Source organism: Brevibacillus sp. NRS-1366, from assembly GCF_050467985.1.
In genome coordinates this window covers 70,732-92,533 of sequence record NZ_JBITPN010000052.1, presented here as the reverse complement: position 1 = coordinate 92,533, position 21,802 = coordinate 70,732, and the positions used below count along the sequence as shown (strand labels likewise).

Sequence of the window (21,802 nt, the reverse complement as noted above, 5' to 3'; positions counted from 1 at the left end):
GGACTTTTTAGACAGCCCCTCCGTTCATCTCTTTTCATGACTATACAGAGAGAAAACAACGACTTGGGAATTAGCTGCGAATGATTCGCTTCGCCTCTTTCAAAGCCCACACCACGCGGTTTTGACCGCGTCTCAGGTGGTTGATCGTCACATTTTACAAATGCGTTTCCGGTGTGAGATGTTAGTCCACTAATGATTAGCATAAAAACGCAACTTTCATACGTGTAAAAAAGACACTAACTAGTTTGTTAGTACTCATTGTTCAGGAAAAAGTCGATCAGATCAAACACAAAGTCATTCAGATTTACGCGAGCAGCTTATCAAATAAAAAAGTATAACCCCCGTAAGTTTTCTCACCGGGAGGGAAGTGTAGCTAGAAAAACCGAAATATAACGCGCAAAATCAGTTTAATGTACGTTTTTTACATTAATTCAGTTACTCACTTTGCCCACACGCTTGCCGATTTTCCTTCCCAAGAAGGGTCATACCAGTAAGATCGTCATTCATTCAAATAGATGATCAGAATGTGCGAGCCTTCGTCTCGGCACAAATTAGCGCCCCGAAAAATTTACTCGTCTTTTATCAGATGGTCACTTCACTGGCTCCATCTACTCAAGAAGTATCGAAAGTAAAAGAACTAGTGATAGTCATTGTTTAATTCTTGCTGCTGTTCATCTGCAATGGTCTGTAAGTCATATGCATTAATTCGAAATAACTGATAATCGCCCATTTCCGCTTTTTTTGCGGCGAGTTTACTTAGAAATTTCGGGGAGCCTTCGTTTTCTTCATCGTAAACTAACAAGATACCGTCTGAATTGGATAGCAAGAATTTGTCTTTCTCTCCAAGCTGCCAACCTCCCTGGTAAGGTGTTTGATAGACACTATTGATATAGTCGGCTTGCATCACAATATTTCGATAGTAATCCTGGGTCTCATCTTTCCACTTTTCCTCTTGATTCAAAAACGGAGTAATTACCGCCAGTTTTAGATGTAAATACTCCTTTTTCAATTCCAGAACAGTTTCGGCTGCCCACATTTCTACCCCAAGTTGACCTGATATGATGACCCATTCCAATTCTTCCTCAAGGAATCTTACGAGTTCCCGCTTCAGTGCTTTCTTAATAATTGCTAACCCCGGATTTTTTTCATTAAATATGCCAAGCTCGTGAGCCTTGTATCCTGAAATAAATAAACGTTTTAACATGATGCCACCTCTAGTTTAAAAGAAGTTCTAGCAGAAAATAGATTTCTTTTCACTCGCTGTCTCTTCAATAGTGTTGCGACTCTAGTGTTGCGACTCTTCCTATATAGTATGGTACTACTCTTTGTCAACGACAAACTCCTATTTCTATCATCCATCTTGATATCTCATATATTATCTGGAGACTTCATTTCTAATCATCAATCTACTGACTTCGAAAATAACAGCAAATTCAACATTTACAACTTTCGAAATGATTTCATGATCTTTTTGTATTTATAGTGAATTCCCTCTGTGTACACATACTGATAGATTTCACTGAGATCATATATATCGTTGACAATAATTTTTCCTTCTAATGATTCCGCCATTCACATACCCATTTGTATTTAAAAACAATGGCTATATAGGCATGGTTACTTTTAGATTAGTTTCACTATTTCTCTCATATTAACGTTAAGTACATGATCAAATTGGTTTTTAATAATCTTTGGTTCCACGATTTTCACCTCAACTACTCGTTAAGTAATGAAAAAGGTCGTATCTCTCTTGGTTAGAACGACCTTCATTTCATCATCAATATCAGTGGAGATGAGATACCTCGAAATTCTACTGTAGCAGGTACGCCCTCTTAATTCTCATACTCATAGAAACCGCGGCCGGTCTTTCTGCCATAGTGACCTGCCCGAACTAGCATTCGTAATAAAGTGGCTGGACGGTATTTGGAATCCGCTGTTTCCTGGTAAAGGGTATCCAACACCATAAGGAGAACATCGAGCCCAATCATATCAGCTAGTGCTAAAGGTCCGATCGGATGGTTCGCTCCTAATTTCATACCTAGGTCAATATCCTCGCGGGTTGCCGTCCCTTCCTGAAGAACGAAAACAGCTTCATTAATCATTGGCGCTAAAATTCTATTTACTGCAAACAAAGGAGCTTCATTTACTGTTATGGATGTTTTCCCAAAGCTATGACATAACTCCTTCGTAATCATATAAGTTTCATCCGAAGCTATTTCCGCGAATAATTTCGACTAGTTCCATAATCGGTACTGGGTTAAAGAAGTGAGTCACAATGACTTGGGCAGGACGCTTCGTTGCTGATGCCATCTCCGTTATACTTAAACCAGATGTATTCGAACAGAAGATTCTTTCTTCTTTACAAATTTGATCAATTTCTATTATACAACCCTTTCTTTTTCTCTATATTTTCAATAATTACTTCGAACACTAAATCGGCGTCTTTTATTTCTGCTAGGTTTGTAGTCGTAGTAAACCGGTCCATTACTGTTTCAACCGAATCATTCATTTTCCCTTTGGACGACAGCTTTTCTACACTTTTTCGAATCCCATTCATGCTCCTTTGTAAAAATGCTCCGTTTTCCATTTGTCCATTCATGCAAAACAGTAGGGATGGAATTTGCAGCCTTATGGTGGAGTGGATAGCGATGGCAAGTCCTCTTGTAAAATTACGCGCTCCAATTTTCATCAGCATGCGTTTTGGTAACAACAGAAAGCAATGCTTGAGAATAAGGATGAAGCGGTTTTTCAAAAAGATACGTATTTTTCAGCAATCTCGATGGTTTCGCCCAAATCTATGACCGCGATCCGGTTCGAAATGTGTTGGACCACGCTTAAATCATAAGAGATAAAAAGATAAGTCAGTCCCATCTACTCCTGCAACTCTGGCAGCAGATTCAAAATTTGTGACTAGATCGATACATCCAGTGCCGATACGGTTTCAACCGCGATCAATAGTTCGGGGCGCAGCATCAATGCGCGGTCATACCCGATCCCCTGCGGCTGTCCTCCTGAAAATTCGTTCGGATGCCGTTCGAGTTACACTTTTCACAATCCCTCCAGTTCAAATGCAGGCATTCTCTCGTATCCGGGGAACATTCTGCAGCCCGGGAGTGCGGCTCTCACCGCCGACACACTTGATTGAATCCCCCCCTTCCACCTTCGCTTATTGCGATGGTTTTGTAACCAGTTGACTAAATCCTAAGCTACTCTCATGGTTGGTTGTGAATCCAGGACGATAATGTTGTGTTGTCATCACTACTCCTCCCAACAGATGAATCAATCCTTTTGGTTTATGACCATACCGTAGTCCGATAAAAAACAATAACGGGCACGTATAACTACAAAAGTAAAAGGAGGTCCGAGCATGATGCTTATCGGACCTCCTTTCATTATTCAAATCAATTTCGAATAATTCGCTTCGCCTCTCTCAAAGCCCACGCCACGCGGTTTTGGCCACGTCTCAGGTGGTTGATCGTAACATTGTACAGATGAGTATCCGGTGCGAGATTTTTCAAAGTGGTGGCTGGGGCGATATCTGGCAGCTTGGGAACATCCAGAGCCGGATCATGGCGGAATTTGCCACGGCGAGAGAAGTTGATGGTTATCAAGGTTCGTCCTAGATCCTGCAGTTGTTCATTCACTTTCTTGACTTGCGGATCAAACACTTCGGCATTCCTCAAGCCTTCAATCGCTTGGTAATACGAATCCAGCTTCGCACGCAGATCTTGTGCCTCCGTCAGTGCCGTCTCAAAACTGAAATGGCTTCCTGCAGCTTCCTGATAGGTTTGAATGGTTTCCATGAATTCATCCACGGTATTTCGGAAGTTGTACGGAAGTACATAGGCATTCACGACTCGCAGGATGGAAGCGGTATATATTTTGATGTCCTTTAGCAAAATGTCCAAATCTGCCACGTGCAACAAGTCCTCTTCTGTATGCCACTCGATGTTGGCGCCGCATCCGCCCACGGGGTAATATCCTTTTTCCTTCAGAAGTTCCTCCGGCATACTTGAGGATAGCATGTAGAAAGAAGTAATCCCAATATTGTTAAACGAATAGTCTCCGGCACGGGAAGGTCTGCTGCCTTTCGAGCCTTGTTGGACCGTATCCATGATCGCACCCTTGCAAAGCTCATCCACTTCGCTCATCCATTCGCTGTAGTCGTAGGAAGTGGCCCAACGGCAGCCAGGCGAGTCGCAGTTCACTTGCGCCACGCAATTGGCATCCAGATCGAGACCGTATGTGTCGGCAAACCAGGTAGAGCCCGCATACCGTCCTGTGGAGTGACCTGGCCAAATGGCGATTCTCAGGCTGCGCTTCAGCTTGTCTCGATGCTTGTAGAAAACACGAGCCATTTCCAGCATGGCCGCGTCTCCAGTGGTATTGTCTCCGATACCTACATGCCAAGAGTCTAGGTGTCCATGAAGCAAGACGTATTTCTCCGGCTCCTCTGTCCCTTCGATGAAAATGTCGATCAGCGGGCATGCAAACCATCCTTTTTTGTGATCCGTCTGGAATTCGACCTGAACGTTACCTTGCTTGCACAGTTCGATTAACTCGTCTCCATCTGTTCGGTTGACTGCGAGCGCAGGGATTTTCGGCTCATTGTCAATCGTATCCAGATCCGGAGCGCCCCAAATCGTCGTGCAAATTCCATCATGGATATTCTTGCCCGGATTGACGAAGATCGCGCCGAGCACCCCAAGCTTGTCAAAAGAGGCGACTTTTCCTGGCATGGCAAGACCTTCGGTAATGACCACCTTTCCTTTCAGGTCGATTGCATTCACACTGACCTGGGAATGAAACACCTCCTGCATGTCTGCCGCATGACCGGAGGGGACATAAATAAGCTCTCCGCTAACCCATTGATCACCTGTGGAAACAGCGAACGCTGGAGTTTTTGCCCGAATTTCCTTGACCGCTGGGATGGTCACTTTGACGCCAGCGTTTACAGGAACACTCAAGTACAGCTCTGGATGATGAACTTTGTGCGGCACCCCCCATTTTTCCAAAAAGCTGACGAGGTGACCAAAGGCAATGCGCTCATCTTCACTGGATGACTCACGGACAAGTGTACTGAACTTCTCTAAGATGACTTTCGAAGCATCTAAATTGATTTCATCCAGTAGCGTTTTTTCCGTATCTTTATAGGCGGTAGTCATTGAATTCTCTCCCAACATAGTTAATTTTTTTGTTTCACAATCAGTTCCTCTATCGTGCTTGCTTTCCCAAAAGACAGCTTTGGCGGTATAGAAAATGCCGACTTTGATTGCTTCCATCCACAGCTTGACAAGGATTCAGTCAGCTTTAGTACCGCTTTTGCGGGATTGACAACAGGGATCCCGAGCAGCTTCTGCATATCTTCTGCGACTTGCAAGAATGCCATGGACATGCAGCCAAGAACCAGAACATCTGCGTAATCTCTCTCGATTGCTTCCCTGCCAATCTGAACGAGGTTCTCCAAGGTTTGCGCGCGGTTTTGGGAGAGCTCCAGCACAGGAATATTGACTGCGCGGACAGACGCGATCATACTTGAAAGTCCTGATTTCTGAATCAATTCATAGCTGCTGGCAATCATATTGTCGGCTACTGTCAGCAGTGTAAATTTCCGTCCGAGTATAGAGGCTGCATGGAAACTACTCATTCCTGGTCCCACAATGAGCATATTTGTGCAAAGCTCCCGATAGGCATCGATGCCAGGATCACCTGCACAACCGACGATCGCCGCATCAAAACCTTCGCGTTCCAACCGAACCATGCTTTTCGCGTACTCGGGAATGGCCAGGTACTCTTCATACATGGATTCGATCGAAGCAGGACCTTCTTTCGCATACGCCATTTCAATGGTTGTGCCAGGAGCTGCCCATTGCTGCAGCAGACTCCTCCGTCTTTCCACTTCTTCCGTCGATTTTGGCGCAGCTCCGACATAAGCTACCTTCACCAGCGCTTCACCCCCTCTGTTATGGCGAGCCCAAGTCTTTTACCTTGCCGATATCAGGAACGGGATACCAGCAGCTCATCGAGTGATTTCACTTTTCCACTGGCCAGCTTTGGCGGTATGGCGTATGCCTTCTTGGAATGAACCAGCTCGATGGACGCCAGGGCTTCCGTCATTTTCAAAGCGATTTTTGCCGGGTTGACAACAGGAATCCCGAGCTCCTCCTGCATTTCTTCTGCCACGTTCAAAAAACCCATGGACATGCATCCGAGAACAAGCACGTCTGCGCCGTCTTTCTCGATGGCTTCTCGTCCGATACGAACCAGCTTTGTCAAGGTCTCCTCCCGATTCGTGGCTAGTTCCAATACGGGGATGTTAACGGCGCGCACAGATGCTAGCTTGTCAGTCAATCCTGATCTGGCGACTAGCTCATGGCTTGAACCAATCATGCTGTCCGCAACCGTGAGTAAGGTGAATTGATGTCCGAGCATGGCAGCCGCATGAAAGCTGCTCGCAGCAGGACCTACGACAAGCATCTTAGTGGTGATCTCCCGAAATGCATCCAAGCCTGGGTCACCAGCACAACCGAGGATGGCGGCATCATAGCCTTCCTGTTCCAGCTGATACATGATCTTGGCTACGGGAGGTATGGACAAGTATTCTTCATACATCGATTCGATGGAGGCTGGACCCTCTTGCACTGTGACGATGTCCACGTTGGTCCCGGGCGCTGCCCAGAGCTTGAGCAGTTCACCTCTGCGAGCGGCTTCGACCTGATCCATTGGGCCTGGCACGACATACATGATCTTCATATCACATGCTCCTCTCTTTCTACCTTTCTTTCCAAATAAGGCGTAACCATGTGGCAAGCGACGATCTGACCAGTGTCCGCCTGTCGCAGCTCAGGGCTTTTCTCCTGGCAGATGGCCTCGGTATACGGGCATCTGTCTTGGAAGTGACAGCCTTTGGGCATATTGATCGGGCTTGGTACATGATTTTTTATGCGAACCTCTTCCGGCTCCTCGTCTGGATCGGAAGAGGGTACTGCGGCAAGTAGGGCTTGGGTATATGGATGCTTGGGCTTGTGCAAGACGCTCATGGTATCCCCGATCTCAACAACTTTTCCCAGGTACATAATTGCCGTTTGCTCACACATGTAAGAAATGAGTGAGAGATCGTGGGAGATGTAGACCGTTGTGAGCTGCAAGCGCTCCGTCAAACCTTTCATCAGGTTAAGAACGCCAGCGCGTACGGAGACATCCAACATGGATACCGGTTCATCCGCAACCAGGAAGATGGGATCTACAATCAATGCCCGTGCCAATACGACCCTTTGGAGCTGGCCACCGCTCATTTGGTGGGGATACTTTTCAAAAAAGTTTTCCACGGGAATCAAATTGACTTGCTCAAGTGCCTGCTTGATGAGAAGAACCCTCTCTTCCTTCGTGCCTATGTTGTGGACGATGAGCGGCTCCAGCAAGGATCGAAAAATGGTGAAGCGAGGGTTCAAGGCCTCAAACGGATTTTGAAACATCAATTGCGCTTGTTTGCGAAACTGTTTGAGCTCTTCTTTCCCTTTCAAATGGGTGATGTCTTTGCCGTTAAACAAAAAGGTGCCAGAAGTGGGCTCATACAGCTTCAACAGCATTTTGGCGGTCGTGGTTTTCCCGCACCCGCTTTCACCAGCGATGCCAAGTGAATGCCCTTTAGGAATACGAAAGCTCACATCGTCAACTGCTTTTAACACGCCCGCTCCCCCGCCGCTTTTGCGAAACAAATGCTGCCTTGCTTCAAAATGCTTGGATAGCCCACGCACTTCTATGATGAGATTTTCCGCCATGTGTCCACCTCCTTGGCCATATCCTGCAGGTCAGCGATTTCGTCCAACCGATGACACGCCGCGAAATGGCGTTCGCCAACGGGAACGAGCGATGGCTCTTCATGGGCACACGCTTCGATCTTAAATGGGCAACGAGCAGCGAATCGGCATCCTTTAGGTGGATCAACCAAGTCTGGCGGCGAACCCTCGATAGAGATCAGAGTGCTTTCTGTTTTTTTTAGGTTGGGAAATGCATTGGCCAGGCCCATCGTGTACGGATGCATCGAGTTCTTCAGCACTCGCGAAACAGGACCGATCTCAATGATCTTCCCCGCATACATCACCGCCACATCGTCACACGTCTCCGCCACGACTGAGATGTCATGCGTAATCATCACCAGCGTGAGCCCAAGCTCTTTTTTCAAATTTTTCAGAACCCGAAGCACCTGATTTTGCACAATCACATCTAGTGCAGTAACGGGCTCATCGGCAATGACGAGCTTGGGATGTAAAGCGAGCGCGAGTGCAATCATCGCTCGTTGCTTCATACCTCCTGAGAATTCATGTGGATAGTATCGCAACCGCTTCGTATCCAGTCCGACCATGATGAACAGCTCATGTGCTCTCTTCGTTGCATCCGCTCGGGAAAGCTTGCCCTTTAGCATCAAAATTTCCAAGAATGAATCAATGACAGGAAATACGGGATTGAGCGAGTCCATCGCTGCCTGGGGGATCAAAGATAAATCCTTCCAGCGAACCTGACGAATGTTGGATTCGGTCATCTGGGTCAAGTCATTCCCATCGAAAGTGACTGAGCCTCCTGCAATAAGCCCATTTCCTGCAAGCACGCGAATAATTCCTTTTACCAAGGTGCTTTTGCCACAGCCGCTTTCCCCCACAAGTCCAAGACTTCTTCCTTGATCCACCGCGAAGGATACGCCATCGACGGCCTTGCTCATCCCGCGCGACGTTTTGTAGTAGATTTTCAAGTCGTTTACTTCCAATAACGACAATGATTTCACCCCCTTGGTTATTGATTCTTCAACCGAGGATACAAGATTTCTTCTGAACCTCTTCCGATATAGAAGCCAGCCATGACCGTCAGCATGATAAAAATGCCCGGTGGAATGATCCACCAGTACGCCTCGCGACTCAATGCCTGGGAAGCATACGCATCATTGAGCATGAAGCCCCAGCTCATCATGGCAGGATCGCCAAATCCGAGAAAACTCACTGCCGCTTCCGTCAAGATTGCCCAGCCCATGGCAAGCGATCCGTACAGAAAGGAAAGCGGAAGAATGTTAGGAGCTACTTGTACGAATAAAATGCGCAAATCGGAGGCGCCCGAAATTTTTGCGGCTTCCACAAAGCTGCGCTCGCGTATCGTGAGAACCTGAGACCTTATCACACGGGCAGTATCCCGCCATAAAAGCAGCCCCATCGCCAGGACGATATTCCAGACGCTCGGCCCCAAGAAAGCGACTAAGACGATGACGAATGGTTCAAACGGAATGCCGAATGCAATATCGGTGACTCGCATGAGCACACCATCGACTTGGCCTTTGTAGTAGCCTGCGAACAGACCGACCAGTGTGCCTACGACTACCACGAAGAATGCCGCTGTCAGCCCCACCATCATCGCAGGCTTTGCCCCGTAGATGAGTTGGGAGAAAATATCTCGTCCCATGTTCGTTGTCCCCAGCCAATGCTCAGCAGATGGCGGCTGGTTGAAAGCCAGTTTCCCGTTATGTTTGATCATTTCGTGTGGATTATAGGGCGCGATGAGTGGCGCAAACAGCGCGATCAAGATAAAAAACAGGTAAATGACAGCACCCGTCATGCTAAATGGATCGTTTTTCAAAAAACGGTAGACCCCCGCCAGATTCCTTTTAAGGATCGTCGGCAGGCTTGTTTTTCGATATGCGACTTGTATGGGGCTCTGCTCCATTCTTACATCCGTGTCCATTCCACTCACCTCCCTTTGCCAAATGTGACCCTCGGATCCAAAAAGCTGTACAGGATATCTGCCACAAAGTTCATCATGACCATAACAGCTGCACTCAGGATAAAAGCTCCTTGGGCCAGTGCGTAATCGCTTGCCGAAACCGCGTTTACGAGCAGACGTCCCAAGCCAGGCCAGCTGAATACCATTTCAATGACGACGTTGCCTCCAAGCGCGTAGCCGATCCCGACAGCCATCGCGGTGACGACTGGCAGTGCTGCATTTCTCGCGGCGTATTTGAGCATGACTCTGCGCTCGCTAAGTCCCCTCATTCTGGCTACTTCCACGTAGGATTCACCCATCACGTCCAGCATGTTGGACCTCATCAATAGCAGGGGAAGTCCCATCAGATAGATGGCGGCTGTCAGTGCAGGCAGAAACAGGTGCCCCAGAAACGAGAGGGAAGTAAGCTTCTCCCATTCAGACGCATAGACGACACCTGTCGCGGAAGCTCCCCCTGATGGAAACCAATGCAGGTGAAAGGAAAAGATCACAAGTACGATCATGCCTACCCACATTTGCGGTGCGGATCTCGTAAACAGGGTCACGATAATGCCAACTGTTTCGAATTTGGTTTTGCGCTTCCATGCGAGCAATACGCCCCCGAGTATCCCCACGAGGTATGCAATTACAAAGGAAAAGAGCATCAGGTACAGTGTGTTGGGCAAAACGCCCCAGATCACGTCCATGACAGGCGCCCGAAATTTAAAGGAATCCCCCAGCTCACCCTGCACCAGGTTGGCTAAGTAGATCAAATATTGCATCCACAGCGGCTTATCCAAGCCAAACTGAGCCATCAATATATCTTGCTGCTCTTTGGTAAACGTAGGGTCAATATAGGCCACCAGCGGATTACCGGGCATTAGCCGAAAGATAAAAAACAGGATCGTCGCTATGATCCACAGGGTCAGGATCATCTGAGCCAGTCGACTCACTATGAATTTTGATCGGTTCCCCAATACATTCTCTCCTTTCTCGGAAGGCTTCAAAGGCGCGGAATGCTGACGATGAGCCGCGGCCAGCATTCCGCGCAGATGACACTTTTGAAGGAGATTCAGCTCTTATTTGCCGAGCTCTTCTTTTTTGCCTGCCGGATAGAGCAGCTTGCCTGCTGCATCCCATTCATAACCAGCTTCCTGTAGAAGCTTTTTCGCTTCCTCCACCCCACCTGTTGGATATGGTAGATTCGGATTTTTCCAGATCGATAGTGCTGGCGAGATGACAGAATCTCCCGGTTCTGCGAAATCTTTGTATACGACTTGGGCCATCATGTCTCGATCAATGGCAGCAGCCAAGGCGCGACGGAATGCTACATCGTTAAACGGCGGTCTGCGATGGTTCACGGCGAAGAATTGAAAGCCGAGATCGGTTGTTGTAATCATCGTGAGGTTCTGACTCGCTTCTACCTTTTGCTGGAGCAGCTGCCCGTCTCCTGGGAACACGGCGAGGAAGTTGATTTCCCCATTTTCGATCATGCCGAGAGACGCTTCGGTGTTCGGAATCTCCTTCATGATCCACTTCTCGATTTTTGCAGGTGAAAAATGCTCGTTATTGGCGCTCAAGACGACTTCCTCTTTGAATTTCCAGTTCTCATATTTGAAAGGTCCAGAGCCGATTGGTGTTTTCTCCTGATAGCTCTCCGCATTCTCTGGCTTGTTCTTCAAATCCTCAATGATTGGTCCCCAAATATGCTTAGGAACGAGATTCAATTTGGATAAGCTGGCCGTTTCGAATGCTGCCCAAGGCCGTTTCAGCGTAAATTCCAAGGTGAGCGGATCTTTGATATCGATCTTATCGATGATTTCTACAAACGGCTTATACATCGGTACTTCACCAGTCAAAGGAGCCTCATAGGAGAACTTCACGTCCTCGGCGGTCACGGGCTTGCCGTCGTGCCATTTCATATCTGCACGCAGCTTGATTTCAACCTGTGTATCGGTTTTCCAGGCAACGGATTCGGCAGCCCAAGGCTTAGGAAGACCATCTTTGTCGATTCGCATCAGACGATCCCAGATGAGCTCTGTTACCCATGAATCAAAGGAGCCGCTGATATAAAACGGATTGATTGCCTGAACAGAGTCGTTGCTGTTTAGAACCATGTTTTTTTGCTGTCCGATCGGTGTCGCATTCAAATACGTCCAAATGTTGCGGATGCCCATGCCCGCCATCTCGACAATGGAATTTTTGTCAAACACTTGATGGTTGTAAACGTACTTTAATTTAGGGTGAACGTTGAAAAGGTAGGCGACGTCACTTGCGATCAGCTCCTGCGCTTTGAAAATCAGGTTTTTCCGCTCTTCACGGTCCACCGTGATCCGTTGCTGTTCTGCAATCTTGTCGTACTCAGGGTTGTTGTACCCTACGAAGTTGTAACCGTCCTTGGCCGTGCTGGAGTGGAACAGGTTATAAACAAATTCATCCGGATCCAATCTCTCAGGACGTGCTGCCATTTGCCAGCCGGTCATGTCCCACTCGTCGCGCTTGTACCAAACGATGTCCGATTGCTGTTCATAGGGCATTGGTTTTAGCTCGGCAGTAATCCCCAGCTCTTTCATGGCTCCGGCGATCAGATTGGCCCGCTCGTATTCGTCAGGCGAGGAGGCTTGTGGCCTGGTGAGGATTTGCAGGGTGCGAATCTCCCTGCTCTTGGCATTTGCAGGCTCGGTCTTCGGAGTATCATTGGTTTTGGGTTGCGTTTGTGTCTCGCTGGTGCATGCTGACAGCGCGGTTCCCAAAAGCACGGTTGTTGCCAACAGACCGAATTTCCACTTGTTTGCTGTTTTCACTCGTTTTCCCCCCTAAAAGATGGATTGCGTGAGGACGAGGCGTTTGGCATGAAGCAACGTCCAGGCAAGTCGGTTCTGTCCCCTCATCAAGTGCGTAAGAGTCACCTTGTAACGATGGGACCCTTCCTCAAGCTGAGATACTATTGTGGCAGGTGCGATATCAGGCAGCGGCGGTATATCAATGGCTGGATCATGCCAGAACTTGCCACGCCTTGTAAAATTGATGGGTATCAGTGATCTACTCAAGCCTCGTAGCACCTGATTGGCGTGGATTACCTGCGGATCGCTTACGTGCCTCGTTTCAAGTTGCTCGATTTGCTCATAGAAATTCATCAGTGTCGCACGAAGCTCTCTTGCCTCCCCGAGTGCGAGGTCGAAAGAAAAATGCTTGCCCGCAGCCTTTTGGTACGTCTCGATCGTGTGGATAAACTCATCAGCGGTGTTCACGAATTGGAAAGGGTGCAAGGTGGCATTCACGATACGATAGAGGGAAGTGGTATAGACTTGCACATCTCGCTTGAGGATTTCGTAATCAATGATGTGAATGAGGTCTTCTTCTGTGTGCCATTCAATATTCGAACCGCACCCCCCAACAGGGTAGTAGCCCTTTTCCTGCAGGACTTCCTCGGGAATGTTGGAGGATAGCATATAGAAGGCAGTCAGTCCGATGTTATGGAAAGAATAATCTCCGGCACGCGGTGGTCGATATCCGACGGATTCCTCCCCGATCGTTTCTTTTATAGCTGTTTTACAGAACTGATCTACTTCGCTCATCCAGCTCATCTCGTGGTAGGAAGTGGCCCATCGGCATCCGGGAGAATCACAATTGACCTGGGCGATGCAATTCTCATCAAGGTCCAAACCAAAAGTATCCGCAAACCACGTCGAACCTGCATAGCGACCCGTGGAGTGTCCAGGCCATATCGCAATGCGCAGGCTCCGTTTTAACAGGTGACGATTTTGGTAGAAGATTCTGGCCATTTCGATCATGGCGGCGTTTCCAGTGGCGTTATCTCCCAAGCCTTGATGCCATGAATCCATGTGTCCGTGAAGCAAAACGTATTTGTCTGGTTCATCGGTCCCCTCGATGAAGATGTCGATCAGTGGACACGTAAACCAGCCTTGGTCCAGATGAGTTTGGAACTGGACCTCCACACTCCCGTGGGCGATTCTATCGATCAGCTCCTGTCCGTCTGTACGATTGATCATCAGAACAGGCAGATTTGGGACGTTTTCATACGTATCCAGGTCCGGTGCCCCCCAGATCGGTGTGCAAATGCTTTCGTGAATGTTCTTGCCGGGGTGAATAAAGATTGCGCCGATGATTCCCTGCTCGTTGAGCTCTCTGATTCTTGCCGGTCTAGGAAATCCCTCGGTCAGCACGATTTTCCCCGACAGGCTTCCAGTCGCTGGATCAAATGATCCATCTTTTTGGTTGTCCCACTTTTTCTTGAAGCCTGTAGGGACATAGATTAATTCTCCGCCTCTCCATTCATCGCCGGTAATCACAGAGAAGGCTGGATTCTTTGCACGTATTTCTTTTTCAATGGGCAGTACCAGCTTCAGCTTCGCAGGTCTTGGTACACTCAGGTACAGATTTGGGCGATGCACCTGGTAAGGTACACCCCACTGATCCAACAGACTGGATAAAAACTGAGCTGCGACTCTCTCATCTTCACTTCCCGATTCTCTCACCAGGCTGCCAAAGCGCTCCAGGATCGTCTTCGGCGTCTCCATGCTGATCTCATCCAGCAGCCTTTTCATGGCTTCCACCAACACTCATCTACCCCCTTTTGTCGTTCGTGTGCCTCGTCTCGTGTTATACGCAAGTCCCGTGCCATTCTCTAAAAGGGCAATCAAAGGCCAATCGTTCTGTCGAATAAAGGGAAACTTCTCCCTCAAATACGAATTTAGGGTGGGAATGCCAAGTAGTAAGGACCCTAAAAACCTAAGATTCTGAAAATTAACGAATCATCTGTTACTCAAAGCACTCGGTACACAAGATCATCTAAAAATACTTACGAGACCGATGTGGAAGCATGAATTGATGAAAGATTAAAAAAGGCAGCCACCGACTCGAAAGCTAGTCGATAACTGCCATATGGCTATGAATAGTGTGATGCGTTGCGTGTCATCTACAGTAGGTTAATGAGCTTTTGCGCCTCTTTCATTGCCCAAATGACGCGATTTTGTCCACGAAGCAAATGATTTTGCGTTACGCGATAACGATGAGAGCCAGGCTCTAAGGCCGCTAGCTGCAGTGCAGGTGCGATATCGGGCAGCGCGGGAATTTGAACGGCCGGATCATGGTGGAATTTGCCACGACGAGTAAAGTTGATGGGAATAAGCGTCCTGCTTAATTGCAAAAGCTTTTCATTTACTTCCCTCACAGCTGGCGTTGAGAGATCCTTCATGTGCAGTGATTGAAGCTTCATATAGAAGCCCTCTAAAGAGCGGCGAAGATCCTTGACCTCATTTGCGGCTTGTTGAAAAGAAAAATGTTCTCCCGCTGCTTCCTGATATTGCTGAATGGTTTCCATAAACTCATCAGCGGTTTTGCGGAAATCATACAGAAGTAAAGTCGCCTGAAGCACGCGATAGATGGAGGTCATATACACCTTCAAGTCTCTGTGCAAAATCTCGTAGTCTGCCACATGCATCAAGTCGTCTTCGGTATGCCACTCGATGTTGGAACCGCAGCCCCCTACCGGATAATATCCTTTTTCCTTCAGCTGCTCCTGCGGAATGCTGGAGGATAACTTGTAGAAGGACGTGATCCCGATATTGTGGAACGAATAGTCTCCTGCCCGGTTTGGACGTTTTCCCTTGGCATACTCTTGGACTGCATCGAAAATGGATTGTTTGCAATGATCTTCCACTTCATTCGTCCAGTCCATTTTTTCGTAGGACGTTGCCTGACGGCAGCCAGGAGAGTCACAGTTTACTTGCGCAATGCAATTGGCATCCAGATCCAGTGCAAACCGGTCAGCAAACCACGTCGACCCGGCATAGCGTCCGGTTGAATGTCCTGGCCAGATAGCGATTCGCAAGCTCCGTTTCAGCTTGTCACGATGCTTGTAGCAAATCCGTGCCATTTCCATCAATGCTGCATCGCCTGTGGTATTGTCTCCAATTCCTACATGCCAGGAATCCAGATGGCCGTGCAATAGGATATACTTCTCAGGTTCTTCGGTTCCCTCGATAAACAGGTCGATCAGTGGACAATCGAACCAGCCCTTTTCTAGGCTGGTCGACAGCTCAATGACGGTTTTTCCTGTCTGGCACATCGACTTTAGCTCTTCCCCGTCCAATTTGTTAATCGCCACCACGGGAATTTTTGGCTCATCGTCGATGGTATCCAAGTCGGGTGAACCCCAAATCGTGGTGCAGATTCCATCATGAATGTTCTTGCCTGGGTTGATGAATATAGCACCCAGGACTCCTTTGTCGTGAAAAGTAGCGACCTTTTCAGGCATCGCCAACCCTTCACTGATGACAATTTTTCCAGACAGGTCGTTCACTTCTTCCTTCACCTTGGCATCGAATATATCGTACCGGTCCATCGCTTGGGCGGAAGGGACGTAAACTAGCTCGCCTGTTACTGGAACGCCATTTGTCGAGACGGAAAAGGAAGACGTTTTTGCGCGAAACCACTTGGTTTCAGAAGTAAGAGTCTTTACTGAAGCTTTTTTGGGAACGCTCAAGTAAATACTAGGATAGTGTACGGTATGCGGCACGCCCCATTCTTTCAGGAGCGAGGCGAGAAAGTGGGCTGCAGTGCTTTCGTCCTCACTGCCAGATTCTCGGATCAACCCGCTGAATGTATCCAAAATCCGCTTGGGTATCTCCATGCTGATTTCATCAAGCAGCAGCTTCTCATGCACTTTCACGAGACTCGTCATGGTCCCTCCTATAGGGTTGCGGCTTTCTTCCATTGATCAAATGAACCATTTTTCAGCAGCTTGCGAACTCGCTGCAGCGTCCAGGCCACACGATTTTGACCGCGTGTGAGATGCGTGAGGGCAACCTTATACGTATGAGACACTGGATTTAGGTTAGACAAATAGTGAACTGCGGCCAAATCCGGTAAACGCGGCATATCGATGGCAAGATCGTGCCGGAATTTACCTGTGCACGAATAGTTGATAGTGACAAGCTCTCGCCCGATTAGGCGGATGATCTCGTTCACTCTCTTCATATGAGGATCTGAGACGGAATCAATCGAAGGTGCTGGCAGTTGCCGGTAGAATTCCTGCAATTCATGTAGAAGCTCTATGGCTTCCTGTTTCACAACAGAAAACGAAAAGTGCCCCGCCGCCGCAACCTCGTATTCCTCGATCGTCGTTAAAAGCTCCTCCACCGTTTTTGAAAAGAAAAAGGGATGAATCGGCGAATTGACAACGCGCAGAATCGTCGTCATGTATACCCGAATGTCTCGAACGAGAATATCCAGATCGGCGACGTGCATGAGGTCCTCTTCACTGTGCCACTCGATATTCGATCCGCATCCTCCTACTGCATAGTATCCCTTTGCTTTCAATTGTTCTGCCGGAATGCTGGACGAAAGCATATAAAACGACGTGATGCCGATGTTGTTAAAGGAATAATCTCCTGCCCGATGTGGCCGAAAGCCTTTGGACTTTTCGCCGACTGCATCTTGTATGGAGGATTGGCAGAGCTCCTCAGCCTCGCTCATCCAGGACATGTCCTCGTACGAAGTCGCCCAGCGGCAGCCTGGCGAGTCGCAATTGACCTGCGCAATGCAATTCTCGTCAAGATCCAGGCCGAACTGATCCGCGAACCAGGTAGAACCAGCGTATCTGCCTGTCGAATGCCCCGGCCAAACCGCAATTCGTATGCTGCGTTTTAGTAGATGGCGGTGCTTGTGAAACAGTCGCGCCATTTCCATTAAGGCGGCATTGCCTGTACCGTTATCTCCTATACCCTGATGCCAGGAATCCAAATGACCATGTAATAAGACGTACTTTTCCGGCTCGTCGGTACCCTCAATCCAGATATCGATCAGTGGACAAGGAAACCAGCCAGTGTCCAAATGCGTCTGGAATTGCAAGGTGACCTTAGCTGCCTGGCATTCGTGAATTAATTCATTTCCGTCCTGCTTCCCGATCATTAAAGCAGGAATCTGGGGCTCCTCGTTCATGGTATCCAGGTCAGGAGAGCCCCAGACAACACCAATCGTTCCCTCATGTATGTAGCGACCAGGGCTGATGAAAATTACGCCGACCGCTCCCTCGTTGCCCAATTCCTTCGTTTTTCCCGAAACGGGATATCCGTCCGTCAAAACGATTTTCCCTCGGACATCGCCGTATTTGTTGGTTGCTAGCGGGTCAAATGCATCGGAGAGATCGTCTTCATCTGCAGGAATGTACACCATCTCACCGCATATCCATTGGTCACCGGTTGAAATCGAGCACGACGGTGTTTTGGCTCTGATTTCTCGCGATACAGGCTCGGTCATGAGGAGAGTAGCCTTTTTGGGGACACTCAAATGAATAGTTGGAAAATGAACCCGATACGGAATTTGCCAATCCTCCAGAAACTGGGCCAAATGATGGGCAGCGATCCTTTCGTCCTCACTCCCTGATTCACGGGTCAGCGTCACAAATCGGTCCAGAATCGTTTTTGGCACTTCTGTAGAAATATCGTTTAACACCGTTTTTTCTAGCTGGTCGCTTTCGAAAGTCACAGACAAGCCTCCTCTCCAACTTGGTGCGCGAATGATAGGGATTGTAAAATGCACTTGTGTTTACTTGGAGATCGTTTCTGGTTGATCCTGTTTGCCAAAGACTCGCTGGCAATAATGATCAAAAAAGATCGCCATCGATTTCTCAAAGTCGAGCACCCCTTGTACCGTGCAGTATTCGTCGCTGGAGTGCTGTCTGGCCCCGTGTCCCATGCCTCCTGTAACGTATGGGATTTGCAGATAGCGCTCAAACACATAATAGGGAGCGCTGCCAGGATTCAGTGGTTGGATTTGCGGTTCCTTGCCCATCGTCCGGTATGTGTCGATCATCGCCTGAACAACATGCTCATCCACAGATACCTTCGACCAATAGTATTTATTGGCGACGTTCATTTCAATGTCGGCAAAGCCGTGTTTATCCAAATGCACGCGAATGAGGCGAACCACTTCGTCCGGCTCCATATGTGGCACCATGCGGACATCGACTTTGGCGGTCGCGATATGAGGCAATAGTGTTTTCGTTCCCGGCCCTGTATAGCCGGAGTAAATTCCGTCGATGTTCAGCTGAGGTCTGCTATACAGCTTCTCCCATACGTCCATTCCTGTACCATCGTACTTCAATCGTTTCACATCGTAATTTTCGAGAAACACCTTTTCGTCATAAATGCCCTCTTCAATCTGCTGCTTTAAAATGTCTCTCTCTTTCTCAGGAATATCGGACACATCATCCAAGAGACCTTCTATTAATATGTTTTCATCTACATCCACCATTGTCGAGAGTGCTTGAACGAGACGCCAGGCGGGATTTTTTACCCATGCATTAAAGGAGCCATGAATTCCACGCGAAGTTGGACCACCCCAATCGCCGCCCTGACATACGAGTTCAAAATAGAGCAAGCCTTTCGTACCAAGCACCAGTCCAGGTGTACCTACCTCATCCTGCTCGAAGAAAGGGAAAAGCACAGCTTCTGCTTTGGCTAGTTTCTCTTTGTACTGCTCGAGGAAGGCTGGGAAATTGCGGCTCCCCATTTCCTCTTCACCCTCGACAGCAAAGATCAGGTTGACGGGAAGCTTGCCATCTACTTCCTTTATGGCGCGAATTGTATTAAAGAAAGCGCCCAGAGGTCCTTTTGTATTGACCGCACCGCGGTTGATGATGCATGGCCCAAATTTAGGCAGATCCTTGATTTCTGCTCCCCATGGATCTACTGTCCAGCCTTCTTCGTCCGTTGGCATGACGTCGTACATCCCATAAACCAGGAGGGTATGCTCCTGCCCTTCGTCAAATTCCCCATAGACAATCGGATGGCCTTTGGTCGGAACCACTTCCGCAATTCCTCCCAGCTCTTCGATAATCTCTTTCAATTTACCCGCAGTTTTTTCTATTCCTTCGCCTGTGTAGCTGATGCTTGGCATCCGCAGAAATTCGCGAACGCGCTCCAAATCTTCATCGAAGTTTTTCTCCAAATGGTTAAGAACCTCTTTCAAATTCATCCTGGCACCCTCCTCAAAAAGACCAAGTTATTACACGCCCAATTCATTTGAGAGAAACTGTTTAACGCGGCTCAAGTACTTCTCATTTTCTTCAATATGTGGCGAGTGTCCGCTATTTTCATAGATAACCAACTCGGATCGCGGGATCAGGCTGGCGATCTCCTCTGAAGCATCTACTGGCGTAATCCAATCGTGTCGGCCAACGGACACCAGAACAGGCACGTCAATGGAGGGCAGCTTGTCACGAAGGTCAAAGGTCGGCTGATTCACACGGAAGGCAAAGTTGTGCGTCTCATAGTGATAGTAGATACCATCAATTTTTTCTTTCGCTGACACGGGATCGTACTCTACCGTATATAAAGGCTGGAGAGCGAAAAAGACAGATTTCAGCTCTTCGTTTGAACGCATCTCGCCAGCGAACATCCGGACCAGCTCATCCTCGGTAAGTCCGGGAAGATTGGCTTCCAGTGCCCGCTTCGTCGCACCATCTTGACGATCTGAACCTGGCTTTGTATCTCGCAGCAGGACATGTGACACGTACTGGGGATAGCGGGTGACGTATTCCAAAGCCATATAACCGCCATATGAGCCGCCATGAATCACGATTTTTTCCAAATTCAGCTGCTTGCGCAATTCATCGATATCTGCAGCCCATTGTTCATGCGTATAGGGAGGCTTTTCTTCCGATCTACCTGAGCCTCGCATATCCAAAAATACGAGCTTATGCGTCTCTTCCAAAGGAGCAAACGCTTTGCGGTCTGCTCGACAATCTCCCAAGCCAGGCGCTCCATGGATGAAAAAGATCGCATCCGCATCCTCTTTTCCATGAACCTCGTAGTAAATTTGGCAATCATTTATTGTCGTGTACATAGTCTCCCTCCTATACTTTGATAATCAATTGATCCAATGTTTTCGGAAATTGCGTGACGACAAGCGGATCGTCGTCCGTGACGATGATCGTATCGGAATGGCGGAAGCCGGAGAATCCTTCGATGTAAATGCCCGGCTCGCTGGATAGCACCATACCTGGTCTCAGTATGGTGTGGTCTCCCACCTCGATCCACGGCGCTTCGTGCTCCTCCAAGCCTTTTCCATGACCCGTGCGATGAAGCAGGTACTGACCGTAGCCAGCTTTTCGGATGTAATCAAGCGCGATTGCGTCAATATCCGAGCATTTATTGCCCGGACGCATAGCCTCGATCGCCATCTGTTGCGCCGTCGCCATGACCTCCAATACCTTTGCCTGTTCATCGCTTATATCACCGATAAAGCACGTGCGTTCACATTCGGCCCGGTAACCGCCTACATTTGCACCGCAGCTGAGAATCAACGTCTCTCCCTCCTCCATCTGCTTCGCACTCGGCAAAGCATGCGGCATCGCCGTGCGAAGGCCACTAGGAACAAGTCCACCCGCAGGTCCACCTGGGACGTACACGACTTCGCCCAAATCTTCAATCATTTTGTTCAAGGTATCTCCTGAGATCGTTTGCAGCATCTCAAGCTCTGACATGCCAGGAGCAGCTACTTCCGTACCGCGCTTGACGATATAGTCGGAGTAGTACCCTGCCGAACGCAGCAATTCGACCTCGAAGGAATCCTTGGTCAGCCGCATCTCATGGATGAGGGGATCGATAGACAAGGATGCGGGCGCAAACAATTCTCTTACGCGGAGAAACAGCTCCCGGCTTCCCCCGTCGATGCTCACCTGCGATAGATTTGGATACGTTTGCTTGATGCTGCCTATCATCCAATCGATCGGATGCACGATTCCGGGGTATTCAAAATAGTCGCGTATGTCTTGGAAGATCGTCGCATGCTTCGCCTCTGCCAGCTCCATCACGGGAACGAACAATATAGACTCGCCTGACGCCGGTACAAACAAAGCAACCGGCCGTTCATTTGGAAAGTGGAACAGCCCAGTCGTGTAAAAAATGTTGTATGTGTTGGTGACTAACAAACCACCAATGGCTTTCTTTTGCAAATGCTTCTGAATACGGGCAATTCTCTCTGTGTAGGCTTCTTTCGGAATCTTGGTCAGCATTTTTCGTCCCTCCTG

18 protein-coding genes are annotated in these 21,802 nt (G+C 48.4%); all 18 read right to left on the bottom strand.

Going from position 1 to position 21,802, the window contains the following annotated elements; genetic code table 11:
• Window positions 1-637: 637 nt before the first annotated feature.
• The 18 genes from ACIFQN_RS30605 to ACIFQN_RS30520 all read right to left on the bottom strand — a co-directional run bounded on the left by ACIFQN_RS30605 (window position 638) and on the right by ACIFQN_RS30520 (window position 21,787).
• Entirely contained in the window at window positions 638-1,204 is a 567-nt protein-coding gene (locus tag ACIFQN_RS30605; protein ID WP_429836830.1) for a DUF1273 domain-containing protein, read from the bottom strand.
• Between the two features lie 628 nt (window positions 1,205-1,832).
• Window positions 1,833-2,195: a 3-hydroxyacyl-CoA dehydrogenase family protein gene (locus ACIFQN_RS30600; RefSeq protein ID WP_429836829.1), complete on the bottom strand. Its 363-nt coding sequence runs from the start codon at window positions 2,193-2,195 to the stop codon at window positions 1,833-1,835.
• Window positions 2,196-2,202: 7 nt separating this feature from the next.
• On the bottom strand, window positions 2,203-2,349 hold the full coding sequence (locus ACIFQN_RS30595) for a 3-hydroxyacyl-CoA dehydrogenase NAD-binding domain-containing protein (protein ID WP_429836834.1): 147 nt from the start codon (window positions 2,347-2,349) through the stop codon (window positions 2,203-2,205).
• Between the two features lie 22 nt (window positions 2,350-2,371).
• Complete coding sequence (locus ACIFQN_RS30590) at window positions 2,372-2,689, bottom strand: 3-hydroxyacyl-CoA dehydrogenase NAD-binding domain-containing protein (RefSeq protein WP_429836828.1); 318 nt, start codon at window positions 2,687-2,689, stop codon at window positions 2,372-2,374.
• 712 nt (window positions 2,690-3,401) lie between these two features.
• Entirely contained in the window at window positions 3,402-5,165 is a 1,764-nt protein-coding gene (locus ACIFQN_RS30585) for a M28 family peptidase (protein ID WP_429836827.1), read from the bottom strand.
• Between the two features lie 20 nt (window positions 5,166-5,185).
• The gene (locus tag ACIFQN_RS30580) at window positions 5,186-5,944 is read right to left on the bottom strand and encodes an aspartate/glutamate racemase family protein (RefSeq protein ID WP_429836826.1); all 759 of its coding nucleotides are present in this window, start codon (window positions 5,942-5,944) and stop codon (window positions 5,186-5,188) included.
• Window positions 5,945-5,997: 53 nt separating this feature from the next.
• Complete coding sequence (locus tag ACIFQN_RS30575; protein WP_429836825.1) at window positions 5,998-6,753, bottom strand: aspartate/glutamate racemase family protein; 756 nt, start codon at window positions 6,751-6,753, stop codon at window positions 5,998-6,000.
• Window positions 6,750-7,781 (bottom strand): ABC transporter ATP-binding protein, encoded by a 1,032-nt coding sequence (locus ACIFQN_RS30570; RefSeq protein WP_429836824.1) that lies wholly within the window; start codon window positions 7,779-7,781, stop codon window positions 6,750-6,752. The genes ACIFQN_RS30575 and ACIFQN_RS30570 overlap by 4 nt, the downstream gene beginning before the upstream one ends.
• Entirely contained in the window at window positions 7,760-8,782 is a 1,023-nt protein-coding gene (locus ACIFQN_RS30565; protein ID WP_429836823.1) for an ABC transporter ATP-binding protein, read from the bottom strand. Before ACIFQN_RS30565 ends, ACIFQN_RS30570 begins: the two co-directional genes overlap by 22 nt.
• Before the next feature lie 8 nt (window positions 8,783-8,790).
• The gene (locus ACIFQN_RS30560; RefSeq protein ID WP_429836822.1) at window positions 8,791-9,726 is read right to left on the bottom strand and encodes an ABC transporter permease; all 936 of its coding nucleotides are present in this window, start codon (window positions 9,724-9,726) and stop codon (window positions 8,791-8,793) included.
• Between the two features lie 5 nt (window positions 9,727-9,731).
• Window positions 9,732-10,721 (bottom strand): ABC transporter permease, encoded by a 990-nt coding sequence (locus tag ACIFQN_RS30555; RefSeq protein ID WP_429836821.1) that lies wholly within the window; start codon window positions 10,719-10,721, stop codon window positions 9,732-9,734.
• A 102-nt stretch (window positions 10,722-10,823) separates the two neighbouring features.
• A complete protein-coding gene (locus ACIFQN_RS30550; protein WP_429836820.1) occupies window positions 10,824-12,548 on the bottom strand; it encodes an ABC transporter substrate-binding protein in 1,725 nt (574 codons plus the stop codon).
• Between the two features lie 12 nt (window positions 12,549-12,560).
• Window positions 12,561-14,327, bottom strand: coding sequence for a M28 family peptidase (locus tag ACIFQN_RS30545; protein ID WP_429836819.1), 1,767 nt, complete (start codon window positions 14,325-14,327; stop codon window positions 12,561-12,563).
• Between the two features lie 356 nt (window positions 14,328-14,683).
• Window positions 14,684-16,450: a M28 family peptidase gene (locus ACIFQN_RS30540; RefSeq protein ID WP_429836818.1), complete on the bottom strand. Its 1,767-nt coding sequence runs from the start codon at window positions 16,448-16,450 to the stop codon at window positions 14,684-14,686.
• A gap of 8 nt (window positions 16,451-16,458) precedes the next feature.
• Window positions 16,459-18,255 carry a M28 family peptidase gene (locus ACIFQN_RS30535; RefSeq protein ID WP_429836817.1) on the bottom strand — a complete coding sequence of 599 codons (1,797 nt, stop codon included), beginning with the start codon at window positions 18,253-18,255 and terminating at the stop codon, window positions 16,459-16,461.
• Between the two features lie 60 nt (window positions 18,256-18,315).
• On the bottom strand, window positions 18,316-19,746 hold the full coding sequence (locus tag ACIFQN_RS30530; RefSeq protein WP_429836816.1) for a M20/M25/M40 family metallo-hydrolase: 1,431 nt from the start codon (window positions 19,744-19,746) through the stop codon (window positions 18,316-18,318).
• 30 nt (window positions 19,747-19,776) lie between these two features.
• On the bottom strand, window positions 19,777-20,616 hold the full coding sequence (locus ACIFQN_RS30525; RefSeq protein ID WP_429836815.1) for an alpha/beta fold hydrolase: 840 nt from the start codon (window positions 20,614-20,616) through the stop codon (window positions 19,777-19,779).
• Window positions 20,617-20,626: 10 nt separating this feature from the next.
• Window positions 20,627-21,787, bottom strand: coding sequence for a M24 family metallopeptidase (locus ACIFQN_RS30520; RefSeq protein ID WP_429836814.1), 1,161 nt, complete (start codon window positions 21,785-21,787; stop codon window positions 20,627-20,629).
• Window positions 21,788-21,802 lie beyond the last annotated feature (15 nt).